Annotated in this window: 25 protein-coding genes and 2 tRNA genes; 12 read left to right on the top strand and 15 right to left on the bottom strand. The window is 37.1% G+C overall.

The window, feature by feature from the left end:
• Positions 1-9: 9 nt before the first annotated feature.
• Positions 10-1,248: a glycosyltransferase gene (locus tag BUE24_RS15150; RefSeq protein WP_073317284.1), complete on the top strand. Its 1,239-nt coding sequence runs from the start codon at positions 10-12 to the stop codon at positions 1,246-1,248.
• Positions 1,249-1,410: 162 nt separating this feature from the next.
• On the opposite strand, the gene rpsT is transcribed toward BUE24_RS15150, so the two are convergent.
• The 4 genes from rpsT to proS all read right to left on the bottom strand — a co-directional run bounded on the left by rpsT (position 1,411) and on the right by proS (position 3,471).
• Entirely contained in the window at positions 1,411-1,659 is a 249-nt protein-coding gene (gene rpsT / locus BUE24_RS15145) for a 30S ribosomal protein S20 (RefSeq protein WP_073317281.1), read from the bottom strand.
• A gap of 39 nt (positions 1,660-1,698) precedes the next feature.
• A tRNA-Glu gene (locus BUE24_RS15140) sits at positions 1,699-1,770 on the bottom strand.
• A gap of 70 nt (positions 1,771-1,840) precedes the next feature.
• A tRNA-Glu gene (locus BUE24_RS15135) sits at positions 1,841-1,912 on the bottom strand.
• Between the two features lie 80 nt (positions 1,913-1,992).
• Positions 1,993-3,471: a proline--tRNA ligase gene (gene proS, locus BUE24_RS15130; protein WP_073317278.1), complete on the bottom strand. Its 1,479-nt coding sequence runs from the start codon at positions 3,469-3,471 to the stop codon at positions 1,993-1,995.
• A gap of 99 nt (positions 3,472-3,570) precedes the next feature.
• Between proS and BUE24_RS15125 the strand changes: the two genes are divergently transcribed.
• A complete protein-coding gene (locus BUE24_RS15125; RefSeq protein WP_073317276.1) occupies positions 3,571-4,674 on the top strand; it encodes a hypothetical protein in 1,104 nt (367 codons plus the stop codon).
• A gap of 79 nt (positions 4,675-4,753) precedes the next feature.
• Positions 4,754-6,265: an OmpP1/FadL family transporter gene (locus tag BUE24_RS15120; RefSeq protein ID WP_073317273.1), complete on the top strand. Its 1,512-nt coding sequence runs from the start codon at positions 4,754-4,756 to the stop codon at positions 6,263-6,265.
• A gap of 60 nt (positions 6,266-6,325) precedes the next feature.
• Here BUE24_RS15120 and BUE24_RS15115 read toward each other — a convergent pair whose 3' ends face one another.
• Positions 6,326-7,831: a T9SS type B sorting domain-containing protein gene (locus BUE24_RS15115; RefSeq protein ID WP_170864607.1), complete on the bottom strand. Its 1,506-nt coding sequence runs from the start codon at positions 7,829-7,831 to the stop codon at positions 6,326-6,328.
• A 262-nt stretch (positions 7,832-8,093) separates the two neighbouring features.
• On the opposite strand from BUE24_RS15115, the gene folE reads away from it, so the two are divergent.
• The 5 genes from folE to BUE24_RS15090 all read left to right on the top strand — a co-directional run bounded on the left by folE (position 8,094) and on the right by BUE24_RS15090 (position 12,781).
• Entirely contained in the window at positions 8,094-8,771 is a 678-nt protein-coding gene (gene folE / locus BUE24_RS15110; RefSeq protein ID WP_073317267.1) for a GTP cyclohydrolase I FolE, read from the top strand.
• A 31-nt stretch (positions 8,772-8,802) separates the two neighbouring features.
• The gene (cysS, locus tag BUE24_RS15105) at positions 8,803-10,299 is read left to right on the top strand and encodes a cysteine--tRNA ligase (RefSeq protein WP_073317265.1); all 1,497 of its coding nucleotides are present in this window, start codon (positions 8,803-8,805) and stop codon (positions 10,297-10,299) included.
• Between the two features lie 20 nt (positions 10,300-10,319).
• A complete protein-coding gene (gene yidD / locus BUE24_RS15100) occupies positions 10,320-10,571 on the top strand; it encodes a membrane protein insertion efficiency factor YidD (RefSeq protein ID WP_139242017.1) in 252 nt (83 codons plus the stop codon).
• A gap of 124 nt (positions 10,572-10,695) precedes the next feature.
• A complete protein-coding gene (gene lgt, locus BUE24_RS15095) occupies positions 10,696-11,637 on the top strand; it encodes a prolipoprotein diacylglyceryl transferase (RefSeq protein ID WP_073317262.1) in 942 nt (313 codons plus the stop codon).
• Positions 11,638-11,743: 106 nt separating this feature from the next.
• The gene (locus BUE24_RS15090; RefSeq protein WP_073317259.1) at positions 11,744-12,781 is read left to right on the top strand and encodes a glycoside hydrolase family 5 protein; all 1,038 of its coding nucleotides are present in this window, start codon (positions 11,744-11,746) and stop codon (positions 12,779-12,781) included.
• A gap of 17 nt (positions 12,782-12,798) precedes the next feature.
• Here the strand turns inward: BUE24_RS15090 and BUE24_RS15085 are convergent, their stop codons facing one another.
• Positions 12,799-13,515, bottom strand: coding sequence for a sulfite exporter TauE/SafE family protein (locus BUE24_RS15085; RefSeq protein WP_073317256.1), 717 nt, complete (start codon positions 13,513-13,515; stop codon positions 12,799-12,801).
• A gap of 105 nt (positions 13,516-13,620) precedes the next feature.
• On the opposite strand from BUE24_RS15085, the gene BUE24_RS15080 reads away from it, so the two are divergent.
• The gene (locus tag BUE24_RS15080; protein ID WP_073317253.1) at positions 13,621-14,049 is read left to right on the top strand and encodes an Lrp/AsnC family transcriptional regulator; all 429 of its coding nucleotides are present in this window, start codon (positions 13,621-13,623) and stop codon (positions 14,047-14,049) included.
• 60 nt (positions 14,050-14,109) lie between these two features.
• Here the strand turns inward: BUE24_RS15080 and prfA are convergent, their stop codons facing one another.
• Positions 14,110-15,186 carry a peptide chain release factor 1 gene (prfA, locus tag BUE24_RS15075; RefSeq protein WP_073317649.1) on the bottom strand — a complete coding sequence of 359 codons (1,077 nt, stop codon included), beginning with the start codon at positions 15,184-15,186 and terminating at the stop codon, positions 14,110-14,112.
• Positions 15,187-15,301: 115 nt separating this feature from the next.
• Here prfA and BUE24_RS15070 point away from each other — a divergent pair, with 115 nt between their 5' ends.
• The 3 genes from BUE24_RS15070 to BUE24_RS15065 all read left to right on the top strand — a co-directional run bounded on the left by BUE24_RS15070 (position 15,302) and on the right by BUE24_RS15065 (position 16,568).
• Positions 15,302-15,688 carry a hypothetical protein gene (locus BUE24_RS15070; RefSeq protein WP_073317250.1) on the top strand — a complete coding sequence of 129 codons (387 nt, stop codon included), beginning with the start codon at positions 15,302-15,304 and terminating at the stop codon, positions 15,686-15,688.
• Positions 15,689-15,784: 96 nt separating this feature from the next.
• Positions 15,785-15,988, top strand: a complete 204-nt coding sequence (locus tag BUE24_RS23730; RefSeq protein ID WP_139242010.1) for a hypothetical protein — start codon at positions 15,785-15,787, stop codon at positions 15,986-15,988.
• Positions 15,989-16,076: 88 nt separating this feature from the next.
• Entirely contained in the window at positions 16,077-16,568 is a 492-nt protein-coding gene (locus BUE24_RS15065) for a peptide-methionine (S)-S-oxide reductase (protein WP_073317247.1), read from the top strand.
• Here BUE24_RS15065 and BUE24_RS15060 read toward each other — a convergent pair.
• From BUE24_RS15060 to BUE24_RS15025, 8 genes are all read right to left on the bottom strand, one after another.
• The gene (locus tag BUE24_RS15060; protein WP_073317244.1) at positions 16,565-17,746 is read right to left on the bottom strand and encodes an AIR synthase related protein; all 1,182 of its coding nucleotides are present in this window, start codon (positions 17,744-17,746) and stop codon (positions 16,565-16,567) included. The two genes, BUE24_RS15065 and BUE24_RS15060, sit on opposite strands and share 4 nt — an antisense overlap.
• 121 nt (positions 17,747-17,867) lie before the next feature.
• Positions 17,868-19,358, bottom strand: coding sequence for a carboxypeptidase regulatory-like domain-containing protein (locus tag BUE24_RS15055; RefSeq protein WP_073317241.1), 1,491 nt, complete (start codon positions 19,356-19,358; stop codon positions 17,868-17,870).
• Between the two features lie 52 nt (positions 19,359-19,410).
• A complete protein-coding gene (locus tag BUE24_RS15050) occupies positions 19,411-20,883 on the bottom strand; it encodes a CsgG/HfaB family protein (protein ID WP_073317238.1) in 1,473 nt (490 codons plus the stop codon).
• 6 nt (positions 20,884-20,889) lie between these two features.
• Complete coding sequence (locus tag BUE24_RS15045) at positions 20,890-21,294, bottom strand: curli production assembly/transport component CsgF (protein WP_073317235.1); 405 nt, start codon at positions 21,292-21,294, stop codon at positions 20,890-20,892.
• A gap of 104 nt (positions 21,295-21,398) precedes the next feature.
• Positions 21,399-22,121: a CsgE family curli-type amyloid fiber assembly protein gene (locus BUE24_RS15040; RefSeq protein WP_073317232.1), complete on the bottom strand. Its 723-nt coding sequence runs from the start codon at positions 22,119-22,121 to the stop codon at positions 21,399-21,401.
• A 24-nt stretch (positions 22,122-22,145) separates the two neighbouring features.
• Positions 22,146-22,655 carry a hypothetical protein gene (locus BUE24_RS15035; RefSeq protein ID WP_073317229.1) on the bottom strand — a complete coding sequence of 170 codons (510 nt, stop codon included), beginning with the start codon at positions 22,653-22,655 and terminating at the stop codon, positions 22,146-22,148.
• An 86-nt stretch (positions 22,656-22,741) separates the two neighbouring features.
• On the bottom strand, positions 22,742-24,256 hold the full coding sequence (locus BUE24_RS15030) for a hypothetical protein (RefSeq protein ID WP_073317227.1): 1,515 nt from the start codon (positions 24,254-24,256) through the stop codon (positions 22,742-22,744).
• A gap of 318 nt (positions 24,257-24,574) precedes the next feature.
• Positions 24,575-26,761 carry a glutamine synthetase III family protein gene (locus tag BUE24_RS15025; protein ID WP_073317224.1) on the bottom strand — a complete coding sequence of 729 codons (2,187 nt, stop codon included), beginning with the start codon at positions 26,759-26,761 and terminating at the stop codon, positions 24,575-24,577.
• Positions 26,762-26,941: the final 180 nt, after the last annotated feature.

The following is a 26,941-nucleotide window of genomic DNA, read 5'->3' as shown; positions in this document are numbered from 1 at the left end:
CTAGTAATCATGAAGCATGTACTTATCATAGGATCCGTTTGGCCAGAGCCTAAATCGTCTGCTGCGGGCAGCAGAATGCTTCAACTCATACAACTACTACTAGAAAAAGGGTTTAAAATTACTTTTGCAAGCACAGCAAACCCTACCGAAAATATGCATGATCTGGCAAGTATCGGAATTCAAAAAATAAATATAGAAGTCAACAACTCCAGTTTTGATACTATTCTAAAAAATTTAGATCCTAGCATCGTTATATTTGATCGATTCATGATCGAAGAACAATTTGGATGGAGAGTAGCTAATACTTGCCCTAACGCTCTAAAAATTCTAAATACAGAAGATCTACATTCCCTTAGAAAAACCAGGGAAGCTCTTTTGAAAACAGGTAAAAAGTTCGAACATCAAGATCTTTTGGACGGAGAGATTACCAAAAGAGAAATAGCTAGCATTTATCGGTCGGATCTTTCACTGATCATTTCAGACTATGAGATGGAGCTTTTAAGAAGCTCATTCAATATTAATGATGAGCTATTGCACTATCTCCCTTTTCTATTACCAAGTATCACCTCTACCACTATAGAGAAATGGCCTTTATATGAAGAAAGGACACATTTTGTAACTATTGGTAATTTTCGACATGCACCCAATTGGAATAGTATTTTATATCTCAAAGAGGATATATGGCCTTTGATTCGAAAAGAACTTCCAAAAGCTGAGTTACATATTTACGGAGCCTACCCTCCTCCAAAAGCCATGCAATTGCACCATCCAAAGGACGGCTTTTTGATTAAAGGATGGGTTGAAAATGCACAAGAAGTGATCAAAAATGCTAGAGTTTGTCTGGCTCCTCTACGTTTTGGTGCCGGAATAAAAGGTAAATTAGCAGATGCTATGCGTTGTGGAACTCCAAGCGTAACTACATCAATAGGTAGCGAAGGTATGCTCGATGACGATCAGGACTGGAATGGTTTTATAAAAGAAGACCCATACGCTTTTACCAAAGCCGCTATACACTTATATACCAATCAAAATTTATGGCGACAGTCTCAGCAAAATGGAATCGAAATTATTAATACTCGCTTTCAAAAGGAAAAATTCGCAAATTCTTTTTACAACACTATCGATGATCTAATTGCTAATCTACCCAAGCACCGTTCGAAGAATTTTATTGGATCTATGCTACAACATCATACCCTACGTAGTACAGAGTATATGTCTAGATGGATTGAAGAGAAAAATAAGAAATAGAGATTACCACCTAAAAACAAATATATGTAAGAAGTTACTCTTTTCTACAATGTTTACGTTACCCCTATTGTATAATAACAACAAACGGATAGAGAGATTATAACAAAAAAAGCCCTTCCTTTGCAGGAAGAGCTTATATACTTTTACAATGCTTACTCTTGATTAAAGAGCAGCTACGTGCTTTGCAAGCTTAGACTTTAAATTAGCGGCTTTATTCTTATGAATAACGTTGTTCTTCGCTAATTTATCAAGCATAGAAACAACTGTAGGGAACAATGTCTCTGCCTCCTTCTTATCAGCCTCACGTAACTTCTTAATAGCATTACGTGTAGTTTTGTGCTGATATCTATTTCTAAGACGCTTTGTCTCGCTATTTCTAATTCTTTTTAACGCTGACTTATGATTTGCCATCTTCTTTTGCTAATTAAATTTCTTACTACTAAAAATTTGTAGCCCGTAGGGGAATCGAACCCCTCTTACCAGGATGAAAACCTGGCGTCCTAGCCGATAGACGAACGGGCCATTTTTTCTTTTTTCAAAGATTGCAAATTTACAGCTTTCACTATTAATCTGCAATTAATTTTAATCTTCGTAGCCCGTAGGGGAATCGAACCCCTCTTACCAGGATGAAAACCTGGCGTCCTAGCCGATAGACGAACGGGCCATAGTTGTTTGCCTAATTGCGGATGCAAAAATACAACTATTTTTTAATGGCGCAAGTGTTATTTTATTTTTTTCTAAAACTTAATATGCCTTTGCGAATAAAACCCTCACTTTAGACAGTTTACCGGTATACACACAAGCACCATTTTCTTCTTTAGCATCAAAAGGAATACATCGAATTGTAGCCTTTGTAAGCTCTTTTATCTTTTGTTCGGTTTCTGCAGTACCATCCCAGTGCGCAGAAATAAATCCTCCCTTATTCTCTAAAACCTCTTTAAATTCTTCAAAAGAATTAACTTCTGTAATATGTTCATCTCTATATTGAGTAGCCTTTTGATGTAAACTCTCCTGAATCTCTTTAAGCAAAGCATCTACCTTATCCACAACTTCATCTTTATTTACAAACTCCTTGGACAATGTATCTCTTCTTGCCAATTCTACAGTACCTTTCTCCAGATCTTTAGGGCCAATTGCGATCCTTAATGGCACACCCTGCAACTCGTATTGTGCAAACTTAGCTCCTGGTCTATGCGTATCTCTATTATCAAATTTTACAGTGATTCCTTTTGATCTAAGATCCGCAACCAACTCATTAGCTACTTCTGAAATTTGATCCAATTGCTCCTGCCCCTTATATATAGGTACGATTACCACTTGTATTGGCGCTAGATTTGGAGGCAGTACAAGTCCATTATCATCACTATGTGTCATAATTAAAGCCCCCATAAGCCTGGTAGAAACACCCCATGATGTTGCCCAAACGTAATCCAGCTTTCCTTCTTTAGAAGTAAACTTCACATCAAAGGCTTTTGCAAAATTTTGTCCTAAAAAGTGAGAAGTTCCAGCCTGAAGTGCTTTCCCATCCTGCATCAATGCTTCAATACAATAGGTATCTTCTGCTCCAGCAAAACGCTCACTTTCCGTTTTTCTACCTTTGACTACAGGTATCGCCATAAAACTCTCTACAAAATCTGCATATACGTTATTCATCTGTTCGGTTTCTGCTATCGCCTCTTCTCTAGTCTCATGCGCAGTATGACCTTCTTGCCACAAAAACTCTGCTGTACGCAAAAACAAACGCGTTCTCATCTCCCATCGCACTACATTCGCCCATTGATTCACTAAAATTGGCAAATCACGATAAGATTGTATCCAGCCTTTATAAGTATTCCAGATGATTGCTTCTGAAGTAGGTCGAACAATCAGCTCTTCCTCTAATTTAGCTTTTGGATCAACAATCAATTTTGAAGCATCGTCCGGATCTGTTTTCAATCGATAGTGAGTTACCACTGCACATTCTTTAGCAAATCCTTCTGCATTTTTCTCTTCAGCTTCAAACAAACTTTTAGGCACAAATAATGGAAAATACGCATTTTGATGGCCCGTTTCTTTAAATTTTCTATCTAACTCAGCTTGCATTTTTTCCCAAATAGCATATCCATAGGGCTTGATTACCATACAACCTCTTACCGCCGAATTCTCGGCTAAGTCGGCCTTCACGACCAATTCGTTATACCATTTTGAATAATCTTCGCTACGCTTTGTTAAATTCTTACCCATAAACTATTATTTGGCACAAATGTTGTGACATTGTTAAATAAAATTTTGTTAGCGCAAAACTAACTAAATTTGTAATGTTCAACAATAAAATAAGAAGATATGCGACCTAAAAATTATTTTCAGAAAAATGGAGCCATTGGAGTGTTACTTTTGGCTAGCGCATTTTTGTTGACGTCTTGTGGCTCATATGAATATGTACCTTACGATGATGGAATATATGGAGAAGCCAGAAGCCAGAGAAATGTAGAAACCCCAAGAAATAACACAGCTAATCAACCTAATAATCAATCCAATTATTATTCTAGTTACTTTTCTGAAAAGTCGGCGCAAATTGATGATGTTGTCGAACAGAATGAAGTTTTTACTGATATCGACTCCTACTCGAGCGAAGGATATGATGCGGCCGACACTACAGCGACTGCACTAAATTATGAAGTAGGAAATCCTTCTTGGGGAAGCAACCCAACAGAAGTTAATGTAAATCTAATCAATACCGGATGGAATGGCTGGGGTCCTAGATGGGGTCTTGGATGGGGATGGAACGGTTTCTATGGCCCTGGATGGGGATGGAACGGTTTCTATGACCCTTGGGGATTTGGATTTGGATACGGTGGATTTGGATTTGGGTTTGGCGGAGGATTTTGGTGTCCTCCTTATGGAGCCGGATTCTATGGACCAGGATTTTATGGTAGAGGATTCTATGGAGCTCCTTTTTATCGTGGAGGAAGATATATTGCATATAATCGAGGAAGAAGAAACGGATATATTGCGTATAATGGGAGTAGATACAATAGCAGATACAACACCTCTAGAAGTCGTTACAGAGGATCAAGAACCTATGCAAATCGTTCTCGAAGCGCTAATTATAGCCGAACTCGACAAGGATATACGAATCGCAGAAGAATATCTGCAGATGCATCAAGTAGATCGCGTAGCTCTAGCTACTCTAATGGATCCGGCTACGGAACACGTTCTAGATCATCCGTAAACAGAAACGGCTCTAGAACATACTCTAGTTCTGGATCTAGAGCAAGAAGCAGTAGTTCTTCTAACAGAAGCAGATCATATACTCCTTCTTCAGGATCTTCAAGAAGTCGTGGTAGTTATTCTAGAGGAGGAAGCTCAAGAAGTAGTGGTTACCGCGGAGGAGGTAGCAGATCCTCTTCAAGAAGTAGTGGTAGCAGAAGTAGAGGAAGAGGATAAAAACACCTTGATCTTTACCAATTCTATTTGTAGAATGTCATCATAACACAGACATTCTGTAAGTCTAAATTTGTACAAAATGAAAAAACTATTTTTGTTCATAGGTGTCCTATCTATGTCTTTTCTGAACGCTCAGGATATTACAGATGCACTGCGATACTCGCAACAAAATGTATTGGGTACGGCTCGATTTAGAGGAATGAGTGGAGCCTTCGGAGCCTTGGGAGGAGATTTGTCATCTATTCAGATTAACCCGGCAGGATCGGCAGTTTTCTTAAACTCATACGGATCTATAACGCTTGGATCTACCAGAACCATAAATGAGGCTCGCTATTTTGATGGATTTGCCAGCGAAAGTGACACTAATATCAATTTTAATCAATTAGGAACAGTATTGGTTTACGACAACAGTCACTCCTCTTCCAATATCAAACGCTTTTCTCTTGGTCTTGCATATGAGCAAACGGCAGATAATGCGGATGAATTTGTAAGCTTTGGTCGCAGTACAAATTCTATTGACAGCTTTTTTCTTGCAGAAGCCCAAGGATTACCGTTGGATTTAATCACACGTAGAACCGGCGAATCTGTAAATGATCTATACGCCTTTTTAGGAGAAACCGAAGGTTTTGGTGTACAACAGGCCTTTTTGGGACATGAAGCTTTTGTAATAGATGCCGTAGATCCTGATGATCCAGATAATACAGCATATGTTTCTAATATCGCATCAGGTGTTTTTGATCAAGAATACATTGTAGAAAGCACAGGTCTTAACGGTAAATTTACCATCAATGGAGGAGCGCAAATTAATGACGATTTGTATGTAGGAGTTAACTTGAATACTCATTTTATAAATTACGATAGAGTCACTGATTTTTTTGAAGGAAACAACAATGCAGGTAGCAATATAAATGAGGTGATTTTTACGAATAGATTATCCACCAATGGTGCTGGATTTTCAGCACAGTTCGGAGCGATTGCAAAGGTATCTGATATATTACGTCTGGGTGCCTCATACGAATCCCCTACTTGGTATTATATTGAAGAGGAAACTGTTCAACGTTTGGAAACTTTTAGTGATACGGATGGAACCGCTGTGGTAAATCCCAACATCATTAATCTTTTTCCAGAGTACAAACTAAGAACACCCGAAACCTATACCGGTAGTGCCGCCTTAATTTTTGGCAAGCAAGGATTAATAAGTTTGGATTACTCTTATAAGGATTATACTTCAATAGAATTAAGTTCTGACAACGGTGTAAATTTTACCGGAGTGAATAGCGATATTGACACTGCATTACAAGATGTTGCCATTATTCGCTTAGGAACTGAATGGAGAAATGGAAACTGGAGTATCAGAGCAGGATACAGCTACGAGGAAAGTCCGTACAAAGATGATCGCATCCTAAGTGATAAAAACGGTTATTCTGTTGGTTTCGGTTACAATTTTGGCCAATTCAAATTTGATTTCGCTTATGATTATACCGATCAACAAAGACAAGAACAATTTTTCCCAGGGTCAGGCTTTACCAATTTTGCAGTGGTAGACACCTTTAAGGACAATTACACATTTACTCTTGGAATGAATTTTTAAGAGACTGAAATAAATAGTATAAACAAAAAGAGCTTCCTATTTGGAAGCTCTTTTTGTCTTTTATCGTATTAGGGAAAAACTCCCAGCAAATACTCTTCTTCGCATATTCGGATCTCGTGGTTCATTGAACTCTACTCTAAACCAATATTCAGAGGACGGCATGATTCTTCCGTTATAGGTTCCATCCCACCCCAGACCTCCTGGTCGTAATTGTTTTAATAACTTTCCGTAGCGATCAAAAATATAAATCTGCGCATTAGGCTGATCTTCTATATTAATGATATGCCAGGTATCATGAAAACTATCTCCGTTAGGTGTAAAATATTTAGGATACCCCAAGATCATAATAATATCTGACTCTCTCTCGGTAGCAGGACAATTTGCATATCGAGCCAAAATTCGATAATCCCCTGGAGGAACATCCTCAAACACCGGAGAAGACTGATACTCGCGATACTCGCGGAACCCCTGACCTATATCTCGATCTAATCGGTACTCAAAATCAGTAAATCCTAATGCTTGTATATCTATTGGAGCTGTGGTAACCTCTGCCGTTATTGTATAACTCCCCGCAAAAGATTCTTCAGCAATATTCCCCGTTACCGTAATTTCTTTGGTAGACACGTCTACTACTGATAAATCATCACGTCCAACCTCGGTTGTTCCCGCTGTATCAGAATATCCAATTAATTGATAGGCTCCTTCAGCAGTAACACTTAGCACTGGAGTATCTGTTAATCCGCCCACATTTGTAAATGCTGTAGATCCTAATGGTGCAGACTGCCATTGATATACAATTGCTCCAGGAAAACGTCCTTCAATAGAAATAGGAAACTCCCCACAGGTAGCAATATCAGGACCTACTCCTGGTTCTAGTATTGTACAATCTGTAGTACCAGCATTATCTTCATCAAGATTGGTTTGTTGTAATTGAATCACCCCCGCCTCATCAGAGAAATTAGTGATCAAAATGAAATAATATTCTCCTGTTTGTGCATTTGGAATAGTAAAGGTCTCCGTAAAGATCCCTTCCTCGGGGTTTCTGGCAAAACTACAATCTACAATATTAGTATTGTCTAGTCCCAATGGGCCTGTGGTATAAAAATCCGGATCGTCTACATTATTTACACACTCTGCAGGTCTTGGCGTATCATCTCCAGCTGTATCACAACCTCGAGCCAGATCATCTTCACAATTGATAAAAGAAGTATTAAATGGTCCCCAAGCTATAAAATCCACATCCAATTGCTGTTCTCCACGGTCCAATCTGCTATTATCATTACCATCAACCCATTGTTGAATATCAAAAATCAACTCTCCTGCTTCATCTATTCTAAGAAAATACCAAGAAGAATTACGTGTACTATCCAAACAACCTAATCCCTGAAAACTAATATCCTCTCCTGTTATATTAGGAAAAGTCAGCTCCTGAGCAGCATCAGAACAAAACGGTTGAGCAAATCGACACGCTACATCAAAATCCACCTGGGCAACTCCAGAAAAAGGAGTTACTCCAATAAAAAAGAGGATCAACGCAATTTGAGGTAAAGATATTTTTTTTGCCATTGTCATATAACGTTAGAAACTACAGTTTTCTTGTGTTTCGGTTAAATTTGGGATTTAAATATACTGAACTTCTACAATAAAACTACAATACGTAATTGTTTAACATTGCTTTTACTAAGTAAATCAACAAAATCGTATCTTTGCAAACTATGTTATGAAAGTATCCTAAACGGAAACCATACTGTTGTAAAAGTTTATGTGCAAATATATATTTTGAAGTGTGATTCTTACTAGGATTTTATGAATATTAAATATTTGAAGTGTGAAAATTGACAAGGCCCTTGAAGCTATTGAAGCGCTAGGTGATAATCATGTAGCTACTAGCGCAACCACCCCTCTTAGAGAAGATGCCTTTAAACTTAGTGATAAAGAAAAAATTGCTCTGATTAAAGAAGATGTAAAGCATATTATGGAAACCTTAGGCTTGGATCTTACCGACGACAGCCTTCAAGGTACTCCACAACGCGTTGCAAAAATGTTTGTGAATGAAATTTTTTCTGGATTACATCCACAAAGAAAACCCGATGCCTCTACGTTTCAGAATCATTATAAATACGGTGAGATGTTGGTAGAAAAGAACATTACTGTATATTCTACTTGCGAACATCACTTATTACCTATTGTTGGTCGAGCACATGTTGCCTACATCTCCAACGGTACTGTAGTAGGACTATCCAAAATGAATCGTATTGTAGATTACTATGCAAAAAGACCACAGGTTCAAGAACGTTTAACGATGCAAATTGTTCAAGATCTACAGGTCGTATTAGGAACTGAAGATGTAGCTTGTGTGATAGATGCAAAACATTTGTGCGTAAACTCCAGAGGAATACGCGATATTGAAAGTAGTACGGTTACCAGTGAATTTGGTGGAAAGTTTAAAGATCCTGCTACAAAAAGAGAATTTTTGGATTACATTCAACTAGACACAACATTCTAATCTTAATATTAATTTCGGCACTTAACAAATTATGGCGACAGCTCCTTTGTACAAAACTCAAGAATTAAAAATTTACAACTCCTTAACCAGCGAAAAAGAAACCTTCACCCCTATTACTGAAGGTAACATTGGTATGTATGTATGTGGTCCAACAGTATATAGTAATGTACATCTGGGAAATTGTAGAACTTTTATTTCTTTTGATCTTGTTTTTAGATATTTAAGACATCTTGACTACAAAGTGCGTTATGTACGTAATATTACAGATGCTGGACATTTGGAAAATGATGCTGAAGAAGGAGAAGACAAAATAGCTAAAAAAGCTCGCATCGAGCAATTGGAACCCATGGAAATTGTACAACAATACACATTGGATTTCCATAATGTCATGGCCAAATTCAACACTATCCCGCCTAGTATTGAACCAACAGCCACAGGGCATATTGTAGAGCAAATAGAAATCATCAAAACCATCATTGATAATGGTTTTGCTTATGAATCTAATGGTTCTGTATATTTTGATGTACAAAAGTTCAATGAAACTAGTCAATACGGTAAGCTAAGCGGGCGTAATCTTGAAGACATGATTGCGAACACCAGAGAATTGGCAGCACAAACAGACAAAAAGAACCCTCAGGATTTTGCACTTTGGAAAAAAGCAGAACCTGAACACATTATGAGATGGCCCGCTCCTTGGAGCGATGGTTTTCCGGGATGGCATTTGGAGTGTACTGTAATGAGTACCAAGTACCTAGGCGAACAGTTTGATATTCACGGAGGCGGAATGGATCTGAAATTCCCTCATCATGAATGTGAAATTGCACAGGGAGAAGCTGCCTGTGGACAGACACCTGTTAATTACTGGATGCACGCTAATATGCTTACCTTAAATGGTAAAAAAATGTCAAAATCGACAGGAAATACAATATCTCCCGCAGAATTGTTTACCGGAGAAAATAGCATCCTAAGCAAAGCTTTTGACCCTTCTATTGTGCGCTTTTTTATGATGCAAGCTCATTACAGAAGCATCTTAGATTTTTCAAATGACGCGTTAGAGGCTTCCGAAAAAGGATTCCATAGACTTATGGATGCTTTACAAACACTATCTAATCTAGAAGCAACTCAAGCAACCCAAGGTTTTGATGTTGCTACTTGGAGAAATGAATGTTATGAAGCTATGAATGATGATTTCAATAGCCCAATACTTATTGCTAAACTATTTGATGCTGTAAAATTTATCAATACACTTAAAGAACAAAAGGCAAGTATTTCTGTAGAAGATCTAATGCTACTGAATCAAACCATGCATGATTTCGTTTTTGATGTTCTTGGTCTGATAAATGCAAACGAGGTATCATCTGATGCTACTGACAAGCTTTCTGGAGCGGTAGAACTACTGATTAAACTAAGAGCAGAAGCTAGGGCTAACAAGGATTTTGCAACTAGTGACAAAATTAGAGATGAGTTAGCAGAAATAGGAATTCAACTTAAAGATAGTCGAGAAGGAACTACATTCACTTTGAATTAAATGTTTTGAAGACAAAGGAAATCATAAAAAAGGCACTCATATTTCCTTTTGTGGTGTTGGTGAAATTGTATCAAAATTTGATCTCACCATTAACTCCTGCTACCTGCAGATACCACCCCACATGCTCTCATTATACTATTGAAGCGCTGCAGAAACATGGATTATTCAAAGGAAGTGTACTAGCTATAAAACGAATTTTCAGTTGCCACCCATGGGGAGGAAGCGGGTATGACCCTGTTCCTGAGGTAAAGAAAAAGTCGAATACAGAATAAATAGCTAAATCTATTGTTTACACCATGAACTTATCTTCATTATCTATTCATTATTTCCATAAAAATCCGCTAAGTAGTTTCTGATAGAAATACCTATATTTACTCACGAAAAATAAATCCACCCATGATATTATCAAAAATTGTCTGGAATCCCGTAGAAGGCATCGACCTTGGTTTTTTTGTCATTCGTTTTTATAGCCTGATGTTTGTTGTGGCCTTTTCGCTGGGTTGGTATTTGATGAAGAAAATCTACATCAGAGAAAACATCTCTATGGAAAAACTCGATTCTATTTTTATTTATGCCGTAGTGGCCACATTAATTGGAGCGAGATTGGGTCATGTATTTTTCTACGATTGGGATTATTATAGGAATCATTTGCTAGAAATTATATTACCTTTTAGATTCTCTCCGAAATTTGAATTTATTGGTTTTCAAGGCTTAGCTAGCCATGGAGCTGCCATCGGGATCATTACCGCCATGTATTACTACTCTAAAAAAGTAGTACAAAAACATATCCTATGGGTATTAGACAGAATCGTTATTCCTGTAGCATTTGGAGGAATTTTTGTGAGATTGGGTAATTTTTTCAATTCCGAAATCATCGGAAAAGAATCCGGGGACTCCCCTTTTGGCGTAAAATTTATTCGGGATGGAATTAGCAAGTTCGAAGTCGTAAAAGAAACAGGCATCAAAGATGTTAATAAAGCTTATGCTGCCATTGTGGATAATCCGAAATTTTCGGCGCTTTTGGACAGCGTACCTTACAGACATCCAGCTCAATTATACGAAGCCTTTGGTTATGTTTTTGTGGCCATCATCCTTTGGTTGATCTATTGGAAAACAGACAAACGCAACTACAAAGGGTTTATCTTTGGGGTATTCCTAATACTTCTATGGACTGTACGATTTGTAGTAGAATACGTAAAAAAGAGTCAGGGTGGTTTCGAAGAAGCCCTTGGGGATTCACTATCTACTGGTCAATGGCTTAGTATTCCTTTTATTGTCGCAGGAATTTATTTTGTGATTGTTTCATTCAAGAAGAAAGAGGAAGCAACTCAAAATTAAATAACAGATAAATTCTGTATAAATATTAATAGTTAACTTCAAAATCTCACACTAAAAGAGACTTCTATTCGTTATTTCAAACATAACCAAATAGAACTTTCACACTATGAGAATCCTGAAGACCTTACTCCTATTTATATTTGCCACTTCTTTTATGATCGCTTGCGAATCAGGCTCAGATGCTATGCCAGAAACCGATTCAACTGGAGGGGATGGTACCGAAGAGCCAGATGATTCTTCTTCGATTGTAGAAAAGCATGGATTACTCAAAGTTTCCGGAAATCAAATTGTTGGAAAACAAAACGAAGCTGTCCAGTTGAGAGGTATGTCTTTATTTTGGAGTCAGTGGATGGGACAATACTACACAAAGGAAGCCGTACAATGGTTAAAAGAAGACTGGAATTCTACAATCGTAAGAGCTGCTATGGGTGTAGAAGATGCGGATGGGTATTTAAGCAAACCTGATATTGAAAAACAAAAGATTTTTACAGTGATCGATGCCGCCATAGAACAAGGTATTTATGTAATCGTAGATTGGCACAGTCATCACGCCGAAGATCATGTAGAAGCAGCTAAAACATTCTTTGCCGAAGTTGCTCAAAAATACGGAGATCAACCTAATGTGATTTATGAAATCTACAATGAACCCCTTCCTGGAGCTTCGTGGAATGATATTCTAAAACCTTATCACGAACAGGTTATCGCAGAAATAAGAAAACACGATGCTGATAATTTGATCATTTGCGGGACACGTTCCTGGTCTCAAGATGTAGACGAAGTTATCGGAAATACCATAAACGATAATAACGTGGCCTACACCTTGCATTACTATGCAGCAACTCACAAACAATTTTTAAGAGATAAAGCTCAGAAAGCACTGGACGCAGGGATTGCATTATTTGTAACCGAATACGGAGTTACCGAGGCCTCTGGAGATGGCTTTATAGATACAACCGAAGCACAGGCGTGGTGGGATTTTTTGGATCAAAACAAGATATCCTGGTGTAATTGGTCAATCGCCGACAAACAAGAAGCATCTGCTGCGTTAACACCAGGAGCTAGTGGAACGGGAGGATGGTCAGAAAACGAATTAACCGCTTCTGGTAAGCTGGTGAGAAGTGAAATCAAAAACAAAAATCCGTAATATTCCAACTAGGATTTTCATTTAATCAACAACACAATACCGGATAACAAAAGAATGAGCATAATCATTTTGCTCAAAAACTCCTTGTTGATCACCTTATATACCCATTTTCCTAAAAATAGCGACATCGCAAAGAAAGGAAGTGTCATTAAGGTATATTTAAATTGCTCTATATGCAATATCCCTCCAGCTATCAGCAAAGGGATTCTTGCAAAGGTTACTAATGCCAAAATACCAAACATCGTTGCTCTAAAAGTATGAACACTAGGTGTAGAAGCATTTACCACGACTACGTACAAAGGCCCTCCTGTAGAAAACAGCCCAGAGAAAAAACCACCTAATAAGCTGAACACAAATTGGAAACTATTAGACAGTCTAAATGAGGTATTAGCCTTTAATTTATAAACAACATAAAGAATAATAAATAGCCCTAGTGCTTTTTTTAATAGTAACGGTTTCGCAAAACTCAACAGGATAACACCAATAGCGACCCCTATCAATGAAGACACTGTCATTTTCTTTAGCAGGTTTTTATCTATATACTCCCATTCTTTCCTCATTAAATATAAACTTGAGAACACATAAAAAATTGATATATACGCTATAGCCTCAGGCACTGGCATTGCGAATAGTAATATTGGCAAAGCGACCAATGCTCCTCCAAACCCAAGAATAGTCTGAACAAAAAAACCTACAAAGATGCCCACAGCCAAAATAAGTACAAAAATATCCATGGATCAAAAGTACTTCTTGAGGCAGACACCAAGAAAAAGAATCAATTGAATTAAAACATATTAACCATTTAAAAAGTTATAATTTTACAAAAAACCAAAAATTCAATGGCGGATCAATTAGATTTAAAAATAATCAATGCATTAATTAAAAACTCCAAAGCTAGCTACGTAGAGTTAGGGAATACAATAGGGTTATCACCTTCTTCTGTCCGAGAGCGTATTAAAAAAATGGAGGACGAAGCGATTATCAAAAAATATGGGATAACCCTTGACTATGCCAAACTAGGATACGGATTAGAAGTTTTTATCATGCTAAAACTGCATAGTGGTAAACTGGATCCATTTACCAAAGAATGGAATTCTTTATCCGAAATCAAGGAAATATATCGAGTTACAGGTAATTACAACATTTTTCTAAAGGCCATACTTGTAGATCAAATTCATTTGCAGAAATTTATCGATCAATTGATTTCATACGGAGAACCAACCACACATTTGATCCTTTCGGATCTTACCAATACTATTGATAAATAAGCATAAAAAAGGTGCTTCAAACTTGAAACACCTATATTGTTATAAGAAAAGAAACTCTAGTTAGAAAACTTCGTTTGATTCCTTCAGTTTTTCAGTATTTTCTACCAACTGTAACTCGTCTATAATTTTTTGGATATCTCCATCTATAATATTCCCTAGATCATACAGAGTAAGCCCGATTCGGTGATCGGTCACTCTACCTTGTGGATAGTTATAAGTTCTAATCTTTGCAGATCGATCTCCAGACGACACCATACTCTTACGTTTCTCCGAGTCTGCAGCTTGTTTCTTAGCCAACTCTAACTCATATAATCGAGAACGTAATACTTTCAATGCTTTTTCCAGGTTTTTGTGAGAGGACTTTTGATCCTGACAGCTTACAATCATTCCTGTAGGTTCGTGATGTAGTTTGATCGCAGAGTAAGTCGTATTTACCGACTGTCCTCCAGGGCCTGTAGAAGTGGTTCTTTCGATTCGCACTTCGGTCATATCTAATTCTACATCGAACTCTTCAGCTTCAGGAAGCACCATAACCGTAGCAGCACTGGTATGAACACGTCCTTGAGTTTCAGTTTGAGGCACACGTTGCACACGATGTACTCCAGCTTCAAACTTCATGGTACCGTAGGCATCTTCGCCATTTACTTCAAAAATGATTTCTTTATATCCTCCACTGGTTCCTTCATTAAGATCTACCACACTAGTACTCCAGCCTTTACCTTCACAATACTTGGTATACATTCTAAACAAATCTCCTGCAAAAATACTTGCTTCGTCTCCACCTGTTCCTGCGCGAATTTCAACCACACAGTTTTTGGCATCTTCGGGATCCTTGGGCACCAACATAAATCTAATTTTCTCCTCAAGAGACGGAAGCTCTTCTTTTGCTTCTTCTAACTGCATTTTGGCCATTTCTACCATTTCGGCATCGCTACCGTCTGAAATAATTTCTTCGGCTTCCTTCAAGTTATTTGTTAATTCGATATAACGATCTCTCTCATCCATCAAGGCTTTTAGATCCTTATATTCTTTGTTTAACTTAATATATCTCTTTTGATCCGCAATGATATCCGGCTGAATGATCAAATCACTCACTTCATCAAATCGCTGCTTAACTATATTTAATTTATCAATCATCGTAAATTGTCCTAATCTGTAGAATATACAAAAGTAAGCTTTTTTGAAGAAAAGCCTATACTCTACTTTCATTCTAACCATGGTTTTCTTCTAAAAGTTGTATTTTTAAGGTGTCATGAAACAAAACGGAACAAGTACATATCAAAACTTTCCGATAATCAAGTGGTTTTTTCTATTTGCTGCTATTTTTAGTTTTGGTGGGTATTCGCAGTACACTCCTCCTCAAACCAAAAGGGTAGAAATTGAATTACTCACTGTTACAGCAACAGATACGAAAAGAACTATTCGTTTTGAAAAGGTTGTACAATCCAAAGAAATCCAGCGTTCTACAATTCATATACAGCAATTACTTCTTGATTTGTCTGATATGCATGCATCTGTTACTCGCAAATTTCTTAAAAAGCACACACCTCATCTAGCATTATCGCTTAGAAAGAAAATTAATTTTAGTACACCACAAGTATTTCCTGACGAAGATTCTGCTCATTGTATCACGGCCTAGTATTGTATCCCTAGCACTCATAGCCTAGAACATTCATTTATTTTTTTAAAACCCAGTACCCTTTGTGTTTTCGAAGGGTCATTACCTATTCATAAAATGAGCAGATTAAAAAGAATACTCAGAAGAATACTATTAATTATATTAATCATAATGGCTGCAATGGTTCCTGCACCTATTTTCTTCCAAAAGAAACAAGGAAAGTTCAATAGTGATGATATCATAGAACTAGTTGAACAAAAGCAGCAGGACGATTCAGAAGAGGAACAAACCAAAAAACTGGATCAGGAATTGAAATCCTAATCTGAAATTTGAACTCACTCAACCACGTAACGTATCTGATCAAAACTGTTTTTATACATTTTCGACAAAAGCATTAATTTTATATGCTATGAAATTAGAAAAGATAGGACTAGGTGGCGGATGCCATTGGTGTACCGAAGCCGTTTTTGATGCGCTGCGTGGTGTTACAACTGTAGAACAAGGCTACATCAGTAGTTTTGATGAATTCGTAGTATATTCTGAAGCTGTTATTGTCCATTATGATCCAGAAATCATACGGTTACAAGATCTAATAGAAATTCATTTACATACGCACAAAAGCACTTCAAATCATAGTTTTAGAAAAAAGTACAGAAGTGCTGTTTATTATTTTGAAGCCTCTAAAAAAGAAGAAATACAGAATATTATAAAAGATCTGCAAAGTGATTTCGAGCTACCTATTATTACCTTGGTATTACCATTTAACAATTTTGTTTCTTCTTCTGAAGAATTTGTTCAATACTACAGTAAGAATCCCGAAAAACCCTTTTGTAAAAGATATATTCATCCTAAACTCGAATTGTTAAGGAAAAAATATACTAATTCGATGATATCGGATTAGTTATAATTATAGGTACCATATTCGCTTTGGATCGTAAGTCTTTTCTCTTCCGATGCTTCTACTCTACCTACAATTTGGGCATCTACATTAAAGCTTTTTGAGATGGCAATAATTTCTTCGGCTATATCTGGAGATACGTATAATTCCATTCTATGCCCCATGTTGAACACCTGGTACATTTCTTTCCAGTCTGTTCCCGAGTTTTCCTGAATTAATCGAAACAAGGGTGGTGTATCGAACAGATTGTCTTTGATGATATGAAGATGATCTACGAAATGTAAGATTTTGGTTTGTGCACCTCCACTACAATGTACCATACCATGAATGTTTGTGCTATCAAATTTCTCTAAAATCTTTTTGATAATTGGTGCATAAGTTCTTGTTGGTGAGAGCACTAATTTACCTGCATCGATTGGAGAACCTTCGACCGAATCAGTAAGTTTGGTCTTACCAGAATATACCAGGTCTGAAGGTACTGATGGATCAAAACTTTCTGGATATGTTTCTGCCAGAATTTTCGAAAACACATCGTGTCTGGCGGAGGTTAAACCATTACTTCCCATCCCTCCGTTATACTCTTTTTCGTAAGTAGCTTGTCCAAAAGAAGCTAAACCAACAATAACATCTCCTTCTTGAATGTTAGCATTGTCGATTACATCTTTACGTTTCATTCGAGCAGTAACGGTGGAATCCACAATAATCGTTCTTACCAAATCTCCAACATCGGCAGTTTCACCTCCAGTAGAGTGAATTTGCACTCCAAAGGACTTGAGTTCTTCAAGCAACTCTTCGGTACCATTAATAATTGCAGAAATCACCTCTCCGGGGATCAAATTTTTATTTCTTCCGATGGTAGAGGACAACATGATATTGTCTGTAGCACCAACACATAGCAAGTCGTCGATATTCATGATTAGTGCATCTTGCGCAATACCTTTCCAAACAGAAAGATCTCCTGTTTCTTTCCAGTACATATAAGCCAAAGAAGATTTGGTACCAGCTCCGTCGGCATGCATAATCAAGCAGTACTCCTCATCATTTGTAAGATAATCAGGTACAATTTTACAGAACGCTTTAGGAAAAAGTCCCTTGTCTATATTTTTGATAGCGCTGTGTACATCTTCTTTTGCTGCAGAAACACCTCGTTGAGCATATCGCTTACTTACTTCTTGGCTCATAGTCATTAAAATTAAAGCGCAAAGATAATTGAATTAATCACTAATAACGAATAGGAAGTAGTGATTTATTGTAAACGAAAAACTGCTTCTTTCAAACCTCTATTTATTCAAGGACAACTCACTATTCCCAATCGGGCATAGCAGCATTCTCGATAAGTGTATTTCTATTATCCAGATCAGAAATCAATAAAGTCTGAATATTATTAGCAGAAATACCATCATTAGAAGTATTCACATATATTACTGAAGCTTCATTTGGCGAGAACCTTGCATCCAAATCATTGGTTCCGGAAGGTTTATCTGTAGAGAGATTTATCAATGGATCTCCACCAAAACTATGAATAAACATATTAGAATCAAGTCTTCTATAATTGGTGTTTTCTACACCAGAAACGTCTCTAGTATATAACAACCTAGACCCATCAACAGACAAATTGATTCCACCAGCAGCGCCCGTTACACCAGTTAGAACCGTTGCTTGTACTACTCCAGCGGTGTTGATCGTGAAGATTTCTACTTCGTACCCATCAAGATTATTTGTCTTCAAGGCTATGATCCCAGTGTTTTCGTTTTTGTCTACTTCTGTAATCAAATTACCATTGGTGGTTTGATACACCAGTACCAACCCACTTCCTGTAGTATTAATAGAATACAACTTATCCTGATTCGGGAACAACAATTTAGAACCATTAGCATCCCAAGAGAAATCTATTTCTTCGAGGTTGAATCCTGCTACTCCTATTTGCGAAGTAACCTGCTGTACATCTGAACCATCTTCATTCATAATGAACAAATGAGTTTGCGAACCTACAGACTGTAAAAATGCAATTTTGCCTGTGGCCACATTTCTTCTTGGTCTAAAACTATTTTTTGAAGTAGTTGTAAGCGCAATTTCGGTTTCACCATTCTCATCCGCAGAATAGATCACACTGTTCCCATTGACTAATCGGGTATATACAATTCTATTATTTGGAGGACCTGCTGTCTCAAAAGCGAAAGTAGGGCTATTTACAGGGTCATTAATATCATCACTTGCCGTTACTTGCCAAAAATATTTTGTACTGAAAGACAAATTAGAAAGGGTGAAGGTAGTATCTGTAATATTTTCGAACACTTCTACATTAGAATCATCTTCGTTACGCAGAGTTACACTAAAGGTAAGTTCATCATCATCAGGATCACTAATACTCCAAACCAATTCTATTTCTACAGGCACATCTTCAGCATTATCAGTTGGTGTGAGTAGTACTGGAGCATTAGGAGGTCGATTTCCTGCCGTTTCAGCATCCATTTCGAAAACAACTTCCAGGGCTGCATCCGCAATCACAGTAATCCCCTCAAAAGATGCTAACAAGCCCTCTCGTTCTGCTGTTAGAGAGTAATCACCAGCCGGAACATTTTCTAAAACATAGAACCCTTCTGCATTGGTGAATACAGTACTGGTTCCTGGATTCGTAGAGATTTTTACATTTTCCAGAGGTTCGTTAGAACCTGATCGTACTACTCTTCCTCTTACCGTTCCTAAACCTGCTACATCAATAGTATCTTCGCTACAGGAAACTGCAGAAAAAACCAATACGATTACTATTACTTTATAGATAAATCCTTTCACTTTGTTCTTTTTTTAATTCTAAGCAATCAGCATAACTGATAAAACACATCCACTAGTTGGTAGAAGATCGTTCTTTTCTAACTTTTCTATTTCTTTGTCTTAAATTATACAGCTCTTTTTCTTCGATTTTTTTGGCTCTTCGTGCATCCTTATTCATTTTAATTGGATTATCGAAATACCAGTTTAATCCTAAAGAGAAATTAAAGTATTGATCGTCTCTTTTTCCTTGAGCTATATTATCTAATTCATCTCCTAACAATATGTTATGAGTAGCATTAGCCAAGAGTCCTATATTATCCGAAACCAAATATTCGATCCCACCTCCATATTGGAATTTGAAAAATGTTCTATCAAAACTATCGCTATTTACACTTCCTATCCCTCCGAAGAAAAATGGTGATAGCTTTTCAAAGGGTAGTAAAGTTAGCTCTGTATTCAAATCAACTGCATTAAATCCTTCTGAAAATGCATTTTGATTGTTCAACTCAAACTTACTGATATTGGCATGGATATTAAGATAGGGATTAAAATACCATCGCCCTCCGGCTTTTACAGAGTAGGATAATTCTGCGTTATTATAATCACCACGGATTAATGCTCCACCTCCTTGTAGATACACAGATTTCTTACCTCTTCGTTCTTTAAAGTATCGGTCGTATAACCCTGTATTTTGAGCTTCATCTTTTTCTGCTTCATACTCTTGAACCAGATTATTAACTGTTTCTTGATTAGCATTTACCGCCCAGAGTTTATCTTCAATTCCTTCTATAATTAGGGCTTCAACTGCTTTTTCTATGGCTTCAGAAACCGCCAACTGTGCAGGTTCATTTTTGGTAAATCCGGTTTCGGCTTCTAGCAATCTTCTAAAGCGCACATACCTGAAAAAATTGGCGTCTAAGGCCTGAGATAAAATTGTTTTGGATACATACACTGTTTTTAAAATCTTCCCGCTAGAAGTAGAAACGGCTCTAAGATACACAGTGATTCGATCTTGTCGATATTGGGTAGATGCACCCACCCCGAAATATCTAGCTCCCAAACCTCCTGTAATGATATTGGTATCGTAAGAGACAATTCCACCTTCTAGAATAATTCCTGCATATAGCAAAGGAGGTAACTGTGGCTCGTTAGGATTTTTTGATTTTCGGTATTCTTTTCTTGTAGAACGAATGATATTTCGTTCGTTGAGTAGATTACTAAGGTTTTCGCGCTCGATAGGCACAAACCACTTAGAATCTTCTAATGCTTTTATCAAAATTGTAGTTGCCCCTTGAGTAACTGCTGTACTAAACGTACTCCCAGCTTCTGTAGGTTTGTACTGCCCTGTTTGATCTCTAAACTTATACACCCCAACTACTACTGGTTCTTTTGGAGACGGAAGTGCTCTTAGCGTTTTACTTACATCCGAATCTTCTCCAATTCTGGCATTTTCTACGGTAATAGGCTGATTAAAATAAGTTCCGCATCCCGATAGTAAAAGTACGCAAGCAACGATTGCGAGTATTCTATTAAATCTAATGTACATTAATTATTAATTAGGAATTATAACTTGGGATTGGTCTCCTGTACTGGTATCTAATATATTGATGACCAACCCTTCAGCCGAAGGAAAAATTTCTATAAAGAGTGTCCCAAAGCTAAAAGTACCTTCGGTAAGCCCGTCTTGACCAAACTGTTGGTTAAACAGGGTTCTAGAAATCTGATTGAGTAATTGACTATTTAGGTTCTCGGTAAATCGTTCTAAGTCTGATCTATCATCTCCCGAAGCTTCATCGTCTGTAAAGGTATTCTGAGCTTCTGCAGAACTGAGTAACCATTGGTAATTAAAGGTATCGCCTCCAAAAGCAGGATTTATTGGACGATATACTAATTCCTGACCAAAAGAAAAACTACAGGCCGAAAATATAAGAACCAGGGTTATTGTAAATGATTTCATGTGTTTGTTTTGTAATTTTTTCAGCTACCCTAAAACTTCTGACTGCTAAAATAGGTATAAACTAATTACCTATTGTATTTGACACTACAATTTATTCAATTTTATTAATACTGAAAGATCTCCTTTTTTTGCTTTTTGAGGTCCTTAAAATATTTAAACACTTTCCTAATTGCCACTTTTGACATTTGTTCTAAATATTCTAAATCCGGCTTGCTAATAAACTGATGGATTACATTGTCTTCGATCTTTACCCTTAGTATAGTGGTTCTACCAAAACTTAAAGTTTCGTAAACCCCCACTATCTTACTACCATTGATTTGATTTAAAGTGTACGAATTATAAAAGAATTCATAGAAGTCTCTTCCTGGTTTTGTTTTGGTTTCTTCGATGACAATTCCTTTGAGTTCTATCCCATCATCAGAAGATTCTTCTACAGGTTCCGGCTTTTTTTCAATTTTTTCATTGAATGCCACACGATCTTTTCCAATGATTTTTTCTTCTTCATAAATCAACAACAACACTACAATTTTATCTGTGTCATCCGCATTTACGGTTGTAACTGATAAATCTTTAACTTCATTGGCTTCCAATGTAAATCTTCCTTGCTGACTATTTTTGGTTAAGTTATTTTGATCATCTGTTCTGAAGACAGTCATCGTGTAACTCAAACTCTTATACACTTCAGAAGTATTGGTGGCTGTTCCTGTAAGAGAAACAGCCCCATCTACTTCTTTAGGTTTAATCTTTGCTACTACATCGGTGTTCGTAAATTGACCTACAGAAACCTGAAAAGTCATCATAAACAACAAAAGCACCAATGGTTTCATAGCTAATCGATTGCTCTATATTTTTTAGAAACTTCTGATTACAATAGTTCTGGCATCTCCTGTCATTCTAAACTTCAAGTTTTTAGACAGTTCATTCGTACCAAAACGCTCAAAAATAAGATTGTTACCGTCCTGAACGAGTTCAAGGTTGGTTGCTGTATCTGGATTAAAGGAAAAATCAACCACAGAATTATTATTTCCTAATTGTGTGATTTGTTTTTCGATTTCTCTAGCGGTTTCTTCTATAGCTACACTATTTTCATTTCCTTGTTGGAAAATTTTAATATCAGAAGACTCGGCTGCGATATTTGCAAGCACCACGTTATCTGTCCCAATTTGCTGAATAAACACTGCGTTCGTCCCGTTAGCAACCGAAGAGCTCGCTTGCGGAGTAATCGCATTTATTTGGGATAACGTTATAAACTTGTCTTGATCTGTAACCAGAACCTCTTCCTCTTCTGCTTCTTGAGCAAATGTCAAAGATGTCCCTAAACACAAAAAAGCAACAAACGTTAAAAGAATATTTGTCTTCATTTCTTTATAGCATTAAATACCCACAGAAGAGTTATGCTAATTTAAGCATAACTCCTCTAAGGTATAAAATTATAGTGACTTTTCTATTATAGTCCGTTTTGCGTAACAACCGCAGAGTTACCTGCTCCTGTTTGGATGATTGTACTTGCGTTAAGATCTCCTAATTGAGTTACGAAAGTGTTGTTTCCTAATCCAGTTTGAGTATCGTTAGCTAAGTTACCGTTTCCAAATTGGAAGATATCACTTGTATTTGTTGCACCGTTTTGGTCAGAGATAGCGATGTTCTCATCACCGAACTGGAAGTGGATTACTAAGTTTCCTTCACCAGCTTCTCCTAAACCAGCTTCTTGAGAAGATTCTGCTACGTTTCCGCTTCCGAACTGGAATTGGTCAGTTACGTTTTCTCCACCAAAAGTTAAGATGTTTTGAGTTGCAGAAGCACTGTTTCCAGCTCCTGTTTGGTTCTGAACGATAGTATTGTTATCCTCTTCGTGTCTTGCGAATGCGTCGTTTCCTTCTCCAGACTGAGTTTGGTTGATTACCCCTCCTCTAGAATCAAAGAAGAAACTACCTTGCTCTGCTACAGCGTTGTTTCCAAATCCGTCTTGGTTTTGGATCGCTACGTTATTGTCTCCTGATTGTGTTACAGAAGCAGTATTTTCGTCTCCACTTTGTAATTGATCAGAAGCATTTGCAGTTCCGTTTTGAGAAGCATCAGCAACGTTTCTGTTTCCTAATTGTTGTTGGATAGCGAAGTTATCTCCACCAAAAGATCCTAAGTTTTGAGAGATAGTTGCACTATTTGATTCTCCTAACTGTCCTTGAAGCGCTCTGTTGTTATCTTCTTCTTGGTTAGCAAACGCAAAGTTTTCGTCTCCTATCTGGATTTGCTGAACTTCTCCTCCTCTTGATTCGAAAGAGCTACTACCTTGGATAGAGATTGCAGTGTTACCACCACCATCTTGATCTTGTAATAATACATTGTCTGGTCCCCACTGCTCACCAGTACCTAAGTTTGAATCTCCAACTTGACTTTGCTGAGAAGAGTTCCCGTCTCCGATTTGAGCGATAGTTGCTTCATTAAGGATTCCACTTTGGTTGATGTCACTAACATTGAAACCTCCTTCTTGAGTTGACGTTGCGCTATTTTCCTCTCCGAATTGCACCTGGAATGCCGTGTTAAAGGCTCCTTCTTGAGAGATTACTGCTTGGTTACCATCTCCTTCTTGAAGTTGATTTGCCAAGTTAGCCCCACCTGTAAATGCTAAATTTTGAGTAGCTGTTGCCGAGTTACCGTTTCCGATTTGCTCTTGATAAATCTCATTCAAAAGCTCTTCGTGCTGAGCCAATGCTTGGTTTCCATCACCAATTTGAGTTTGTTCTACAACTCCAAGAGTAGAGCTAAATGCATCACTACCCTGAATTGCTTCGGCATTGTTCCCTACACCTTCTTGTAAAGTAATTGAAGAGTTAGAATCTCCTACCTGAGTAATGTTTGCCAAATTTTCTTCTCCTGTTTGACTTACGTTACTGGTATTCGACTGGGCAACCATTACCGCTGAGCTTAATAAAGTTGCTAGACTAAGAATTGCTGTTTTCATACGTAATATAATTAAAATGATTAATGAGTTTACAAGTACAATAATGCATAAGAACAAAAAAGATTAGAAAATTCTAATCCTTCTACATAATGTTAAAAGCACTGGTATTCTTGGGGAGATTTGTTGGGATAGCGTAAAAATGCAGTACATTTCGACATTGACAAATTTAGAAAAATATTAAGGCTATTTTTATGGATTCTATAACATTTCGACGAAATGCATAAAAAAAAGTCATAAAAACCAAAGTTTCAATGACTTTTCCCAGATTTACTTTACTGACCGTTTTAACACAAAACCAAGATGTAAGTTAATTCTTACTTACCTGGTAAACAGGAGTTCACGGTATTTCGTTAGCGGCCACAACTCATCATCTACCAATAACTCCAATTTATCACAATTGTATCGGATCTGATCAAACAGTGGCTTTACTTTATTACAGTAATCAGAAGCTTTTTTCTCTAGATCTTCAATCTTATTAGCTTTCCTTCTCTCTGCAGTCATCTCATTCACTTTTGTGTTGATTTTACCGATGTACTCAGAAATCTCTTCTATAATTTCCATCTGCTCTTTGGCATAGTTCTTAAAGTCTTTTCCATACAGTTCTTTCAACCCTGTTACATTATTGATCAACATATTTTGGTATCGAATTCCTGTAGGAATCACATGATTTCTAGCAATATCACCCAGCACTCTACCTTCAATCTGAATTCGCATTACATATTCTTCGATTTCTATCTCATATCTCGCTTTTGCCTCAATCTCATTCATCACACCCATTTTCTCAAAGAGGGCGATATTTTCTTTTGAAATCTTGGCTTTAAGAGCTTCAGGTGTAGTTTTATTATTACTTAAACCTCGTTTTTTTGCTTCTTTTTCCCATTCTTCACTATAACCATTTCCTTCAAAAAGAATATCTTTTGATTTCTTGATATACTCTCTCAACACATTAAAGACAGCTTCATCTTTTTTTAACCCTTTCTTATCAATTAATCTATCTACCTCAATTTTGAAATCTGCTAGCTGCTTCGCTACAATAGTATTTAGGATCGTCATTGGATTTGCACAATTTGCCTTAGATCCTACCGCTCTAAATTCAAATTTATTTCCTGTAAACGCAAAGGGAGATGTTCTATTTCGATCTGTATTGTCTAACAAAATCTCAGGTATTTTACCTACCACATTCAACTTAAGATCTGTTTTTTCTTGAGGTGATAGTTTACCATCGGTAACCCCTTCCAGTTCTTTTAGGACAGCCGTCAATTGCTCTCCTATAAATACAGACATAATCGCTGGAGGAGCCTCATTAGCTCCTAACCTATGATCATTACTGGCTGATGCTATTCCTGCTCGCATTAGTTCTTCATTATCATTGATAGCTTTTATGGTATTAATAAAGAACGTCAAAAACTGAAGGTTACTCATAGGAGTTTTACCCGGGCTTAACAGATTAACACCTGTATTTGTGCTTAATGACCAATTATTATGTTTCCCGGATCCATTTACTCCTGCAAATGGTTTCTCGTGCAGCAAAACTTTAAGATTATGTCTTGCAGCCACTTTACTCATAATGTCCATTAATAATGAATTATGATCTACCGCCAAATTAGTCTCTTCGTATACCGGAGCTACTTCAAATTGATTTGGCGCTACTTCGTTGTGTCTGGTTTTTACAGGAATCCCTAACAACATGCATTCTACTTCCAGATCCTTCATGAAATTTAAGGCACGGGTAGGAATACTTCCAAAATAATGATCGTCTAATTGTTGTCCTTTTGCAGATGAGTGTCCCAAAAGAGTTCTACCTGTCATTACGATATCCGGTCTTGATGCTGCAAGAGCCGAATCAATCAAAAAATACTCCTGCTCCCATCCCAAAGAAGCATTTACTTTTTTTACGTTTTTATCAAAATACTTGGCTACAGCGGTTGCTGCATGATCCACGGATTGTAATGCCCTTAGTAAAGGAGTTTTATAATCTAAAGCTTCTCCTGTATATGCGACAAAGACCGTTGGAATGCATAAAGTAGTATCATAGATAAATGCAGGAGAGGTTGGATCCCAAGCTGTATATCCCCTAGCTTCAAAAGTGTTTCGAATCCCGCCATGCGGAAAAGAAGAAGCATCGGGTTCTTGCTGTACCAATTGCCCTCCTCCAAATTTCTCTATAGCCTGTCCATTATCAAGAGGCTCAAAAAAAGCATCATGCTTTTCTGCGGTGGCTCCGGTAAGTGGTTGAAACCAATGTGTATAATGAGTAACCCCTTTGGCCAAAGCCCAGTCTTTCATAGAAGAAGCGATCTGATCAGCTATTCTACGATCGATTTTAGAACCATTCTCGATCGCATCCATAACACTGTTATAAGCATCTTTGGTTAAACTCTGTAACATGGTTGTTTGGTTAAATACGTTTTCGCCAAACAATACGGATCTGCGTTCGTTTTCTGTAACCTTCAAAGAACGATGTAGCATCGATTCTTTTAAAGCTTGAAATCTAAGTGTAGACATATTGGTGTAAATTTTGGTACAAATATAAAACAACTTTCTATTGCTAAAATGAAAAATAAGTAATTCAAAAAATGAATTAAATTTAAAATACCCCCTAAAAAAGTAGGGTGTTAATAAAAATATGAATAAATTTAATTATATCACCCCTATTTTTTTTGGTTATACAAAAAGTTAGATTAA

The sequence above is a fragment of the Aquimarina spongiae genome (assembly GCF_900141785.1).
In the GTDB taxonomy this organism is placed as follows: domain Bacteria; phylum Bacteroidota; class Bacteroidia; order Flavobacteriales; family Flavobacteriaceae; genus Aquimarina; species Aquimarina spongiae.
Note: the sequence above shows the minus strand (reverse complement) of the source record. Positions and strands in the feature narration are given on the sequence as shown.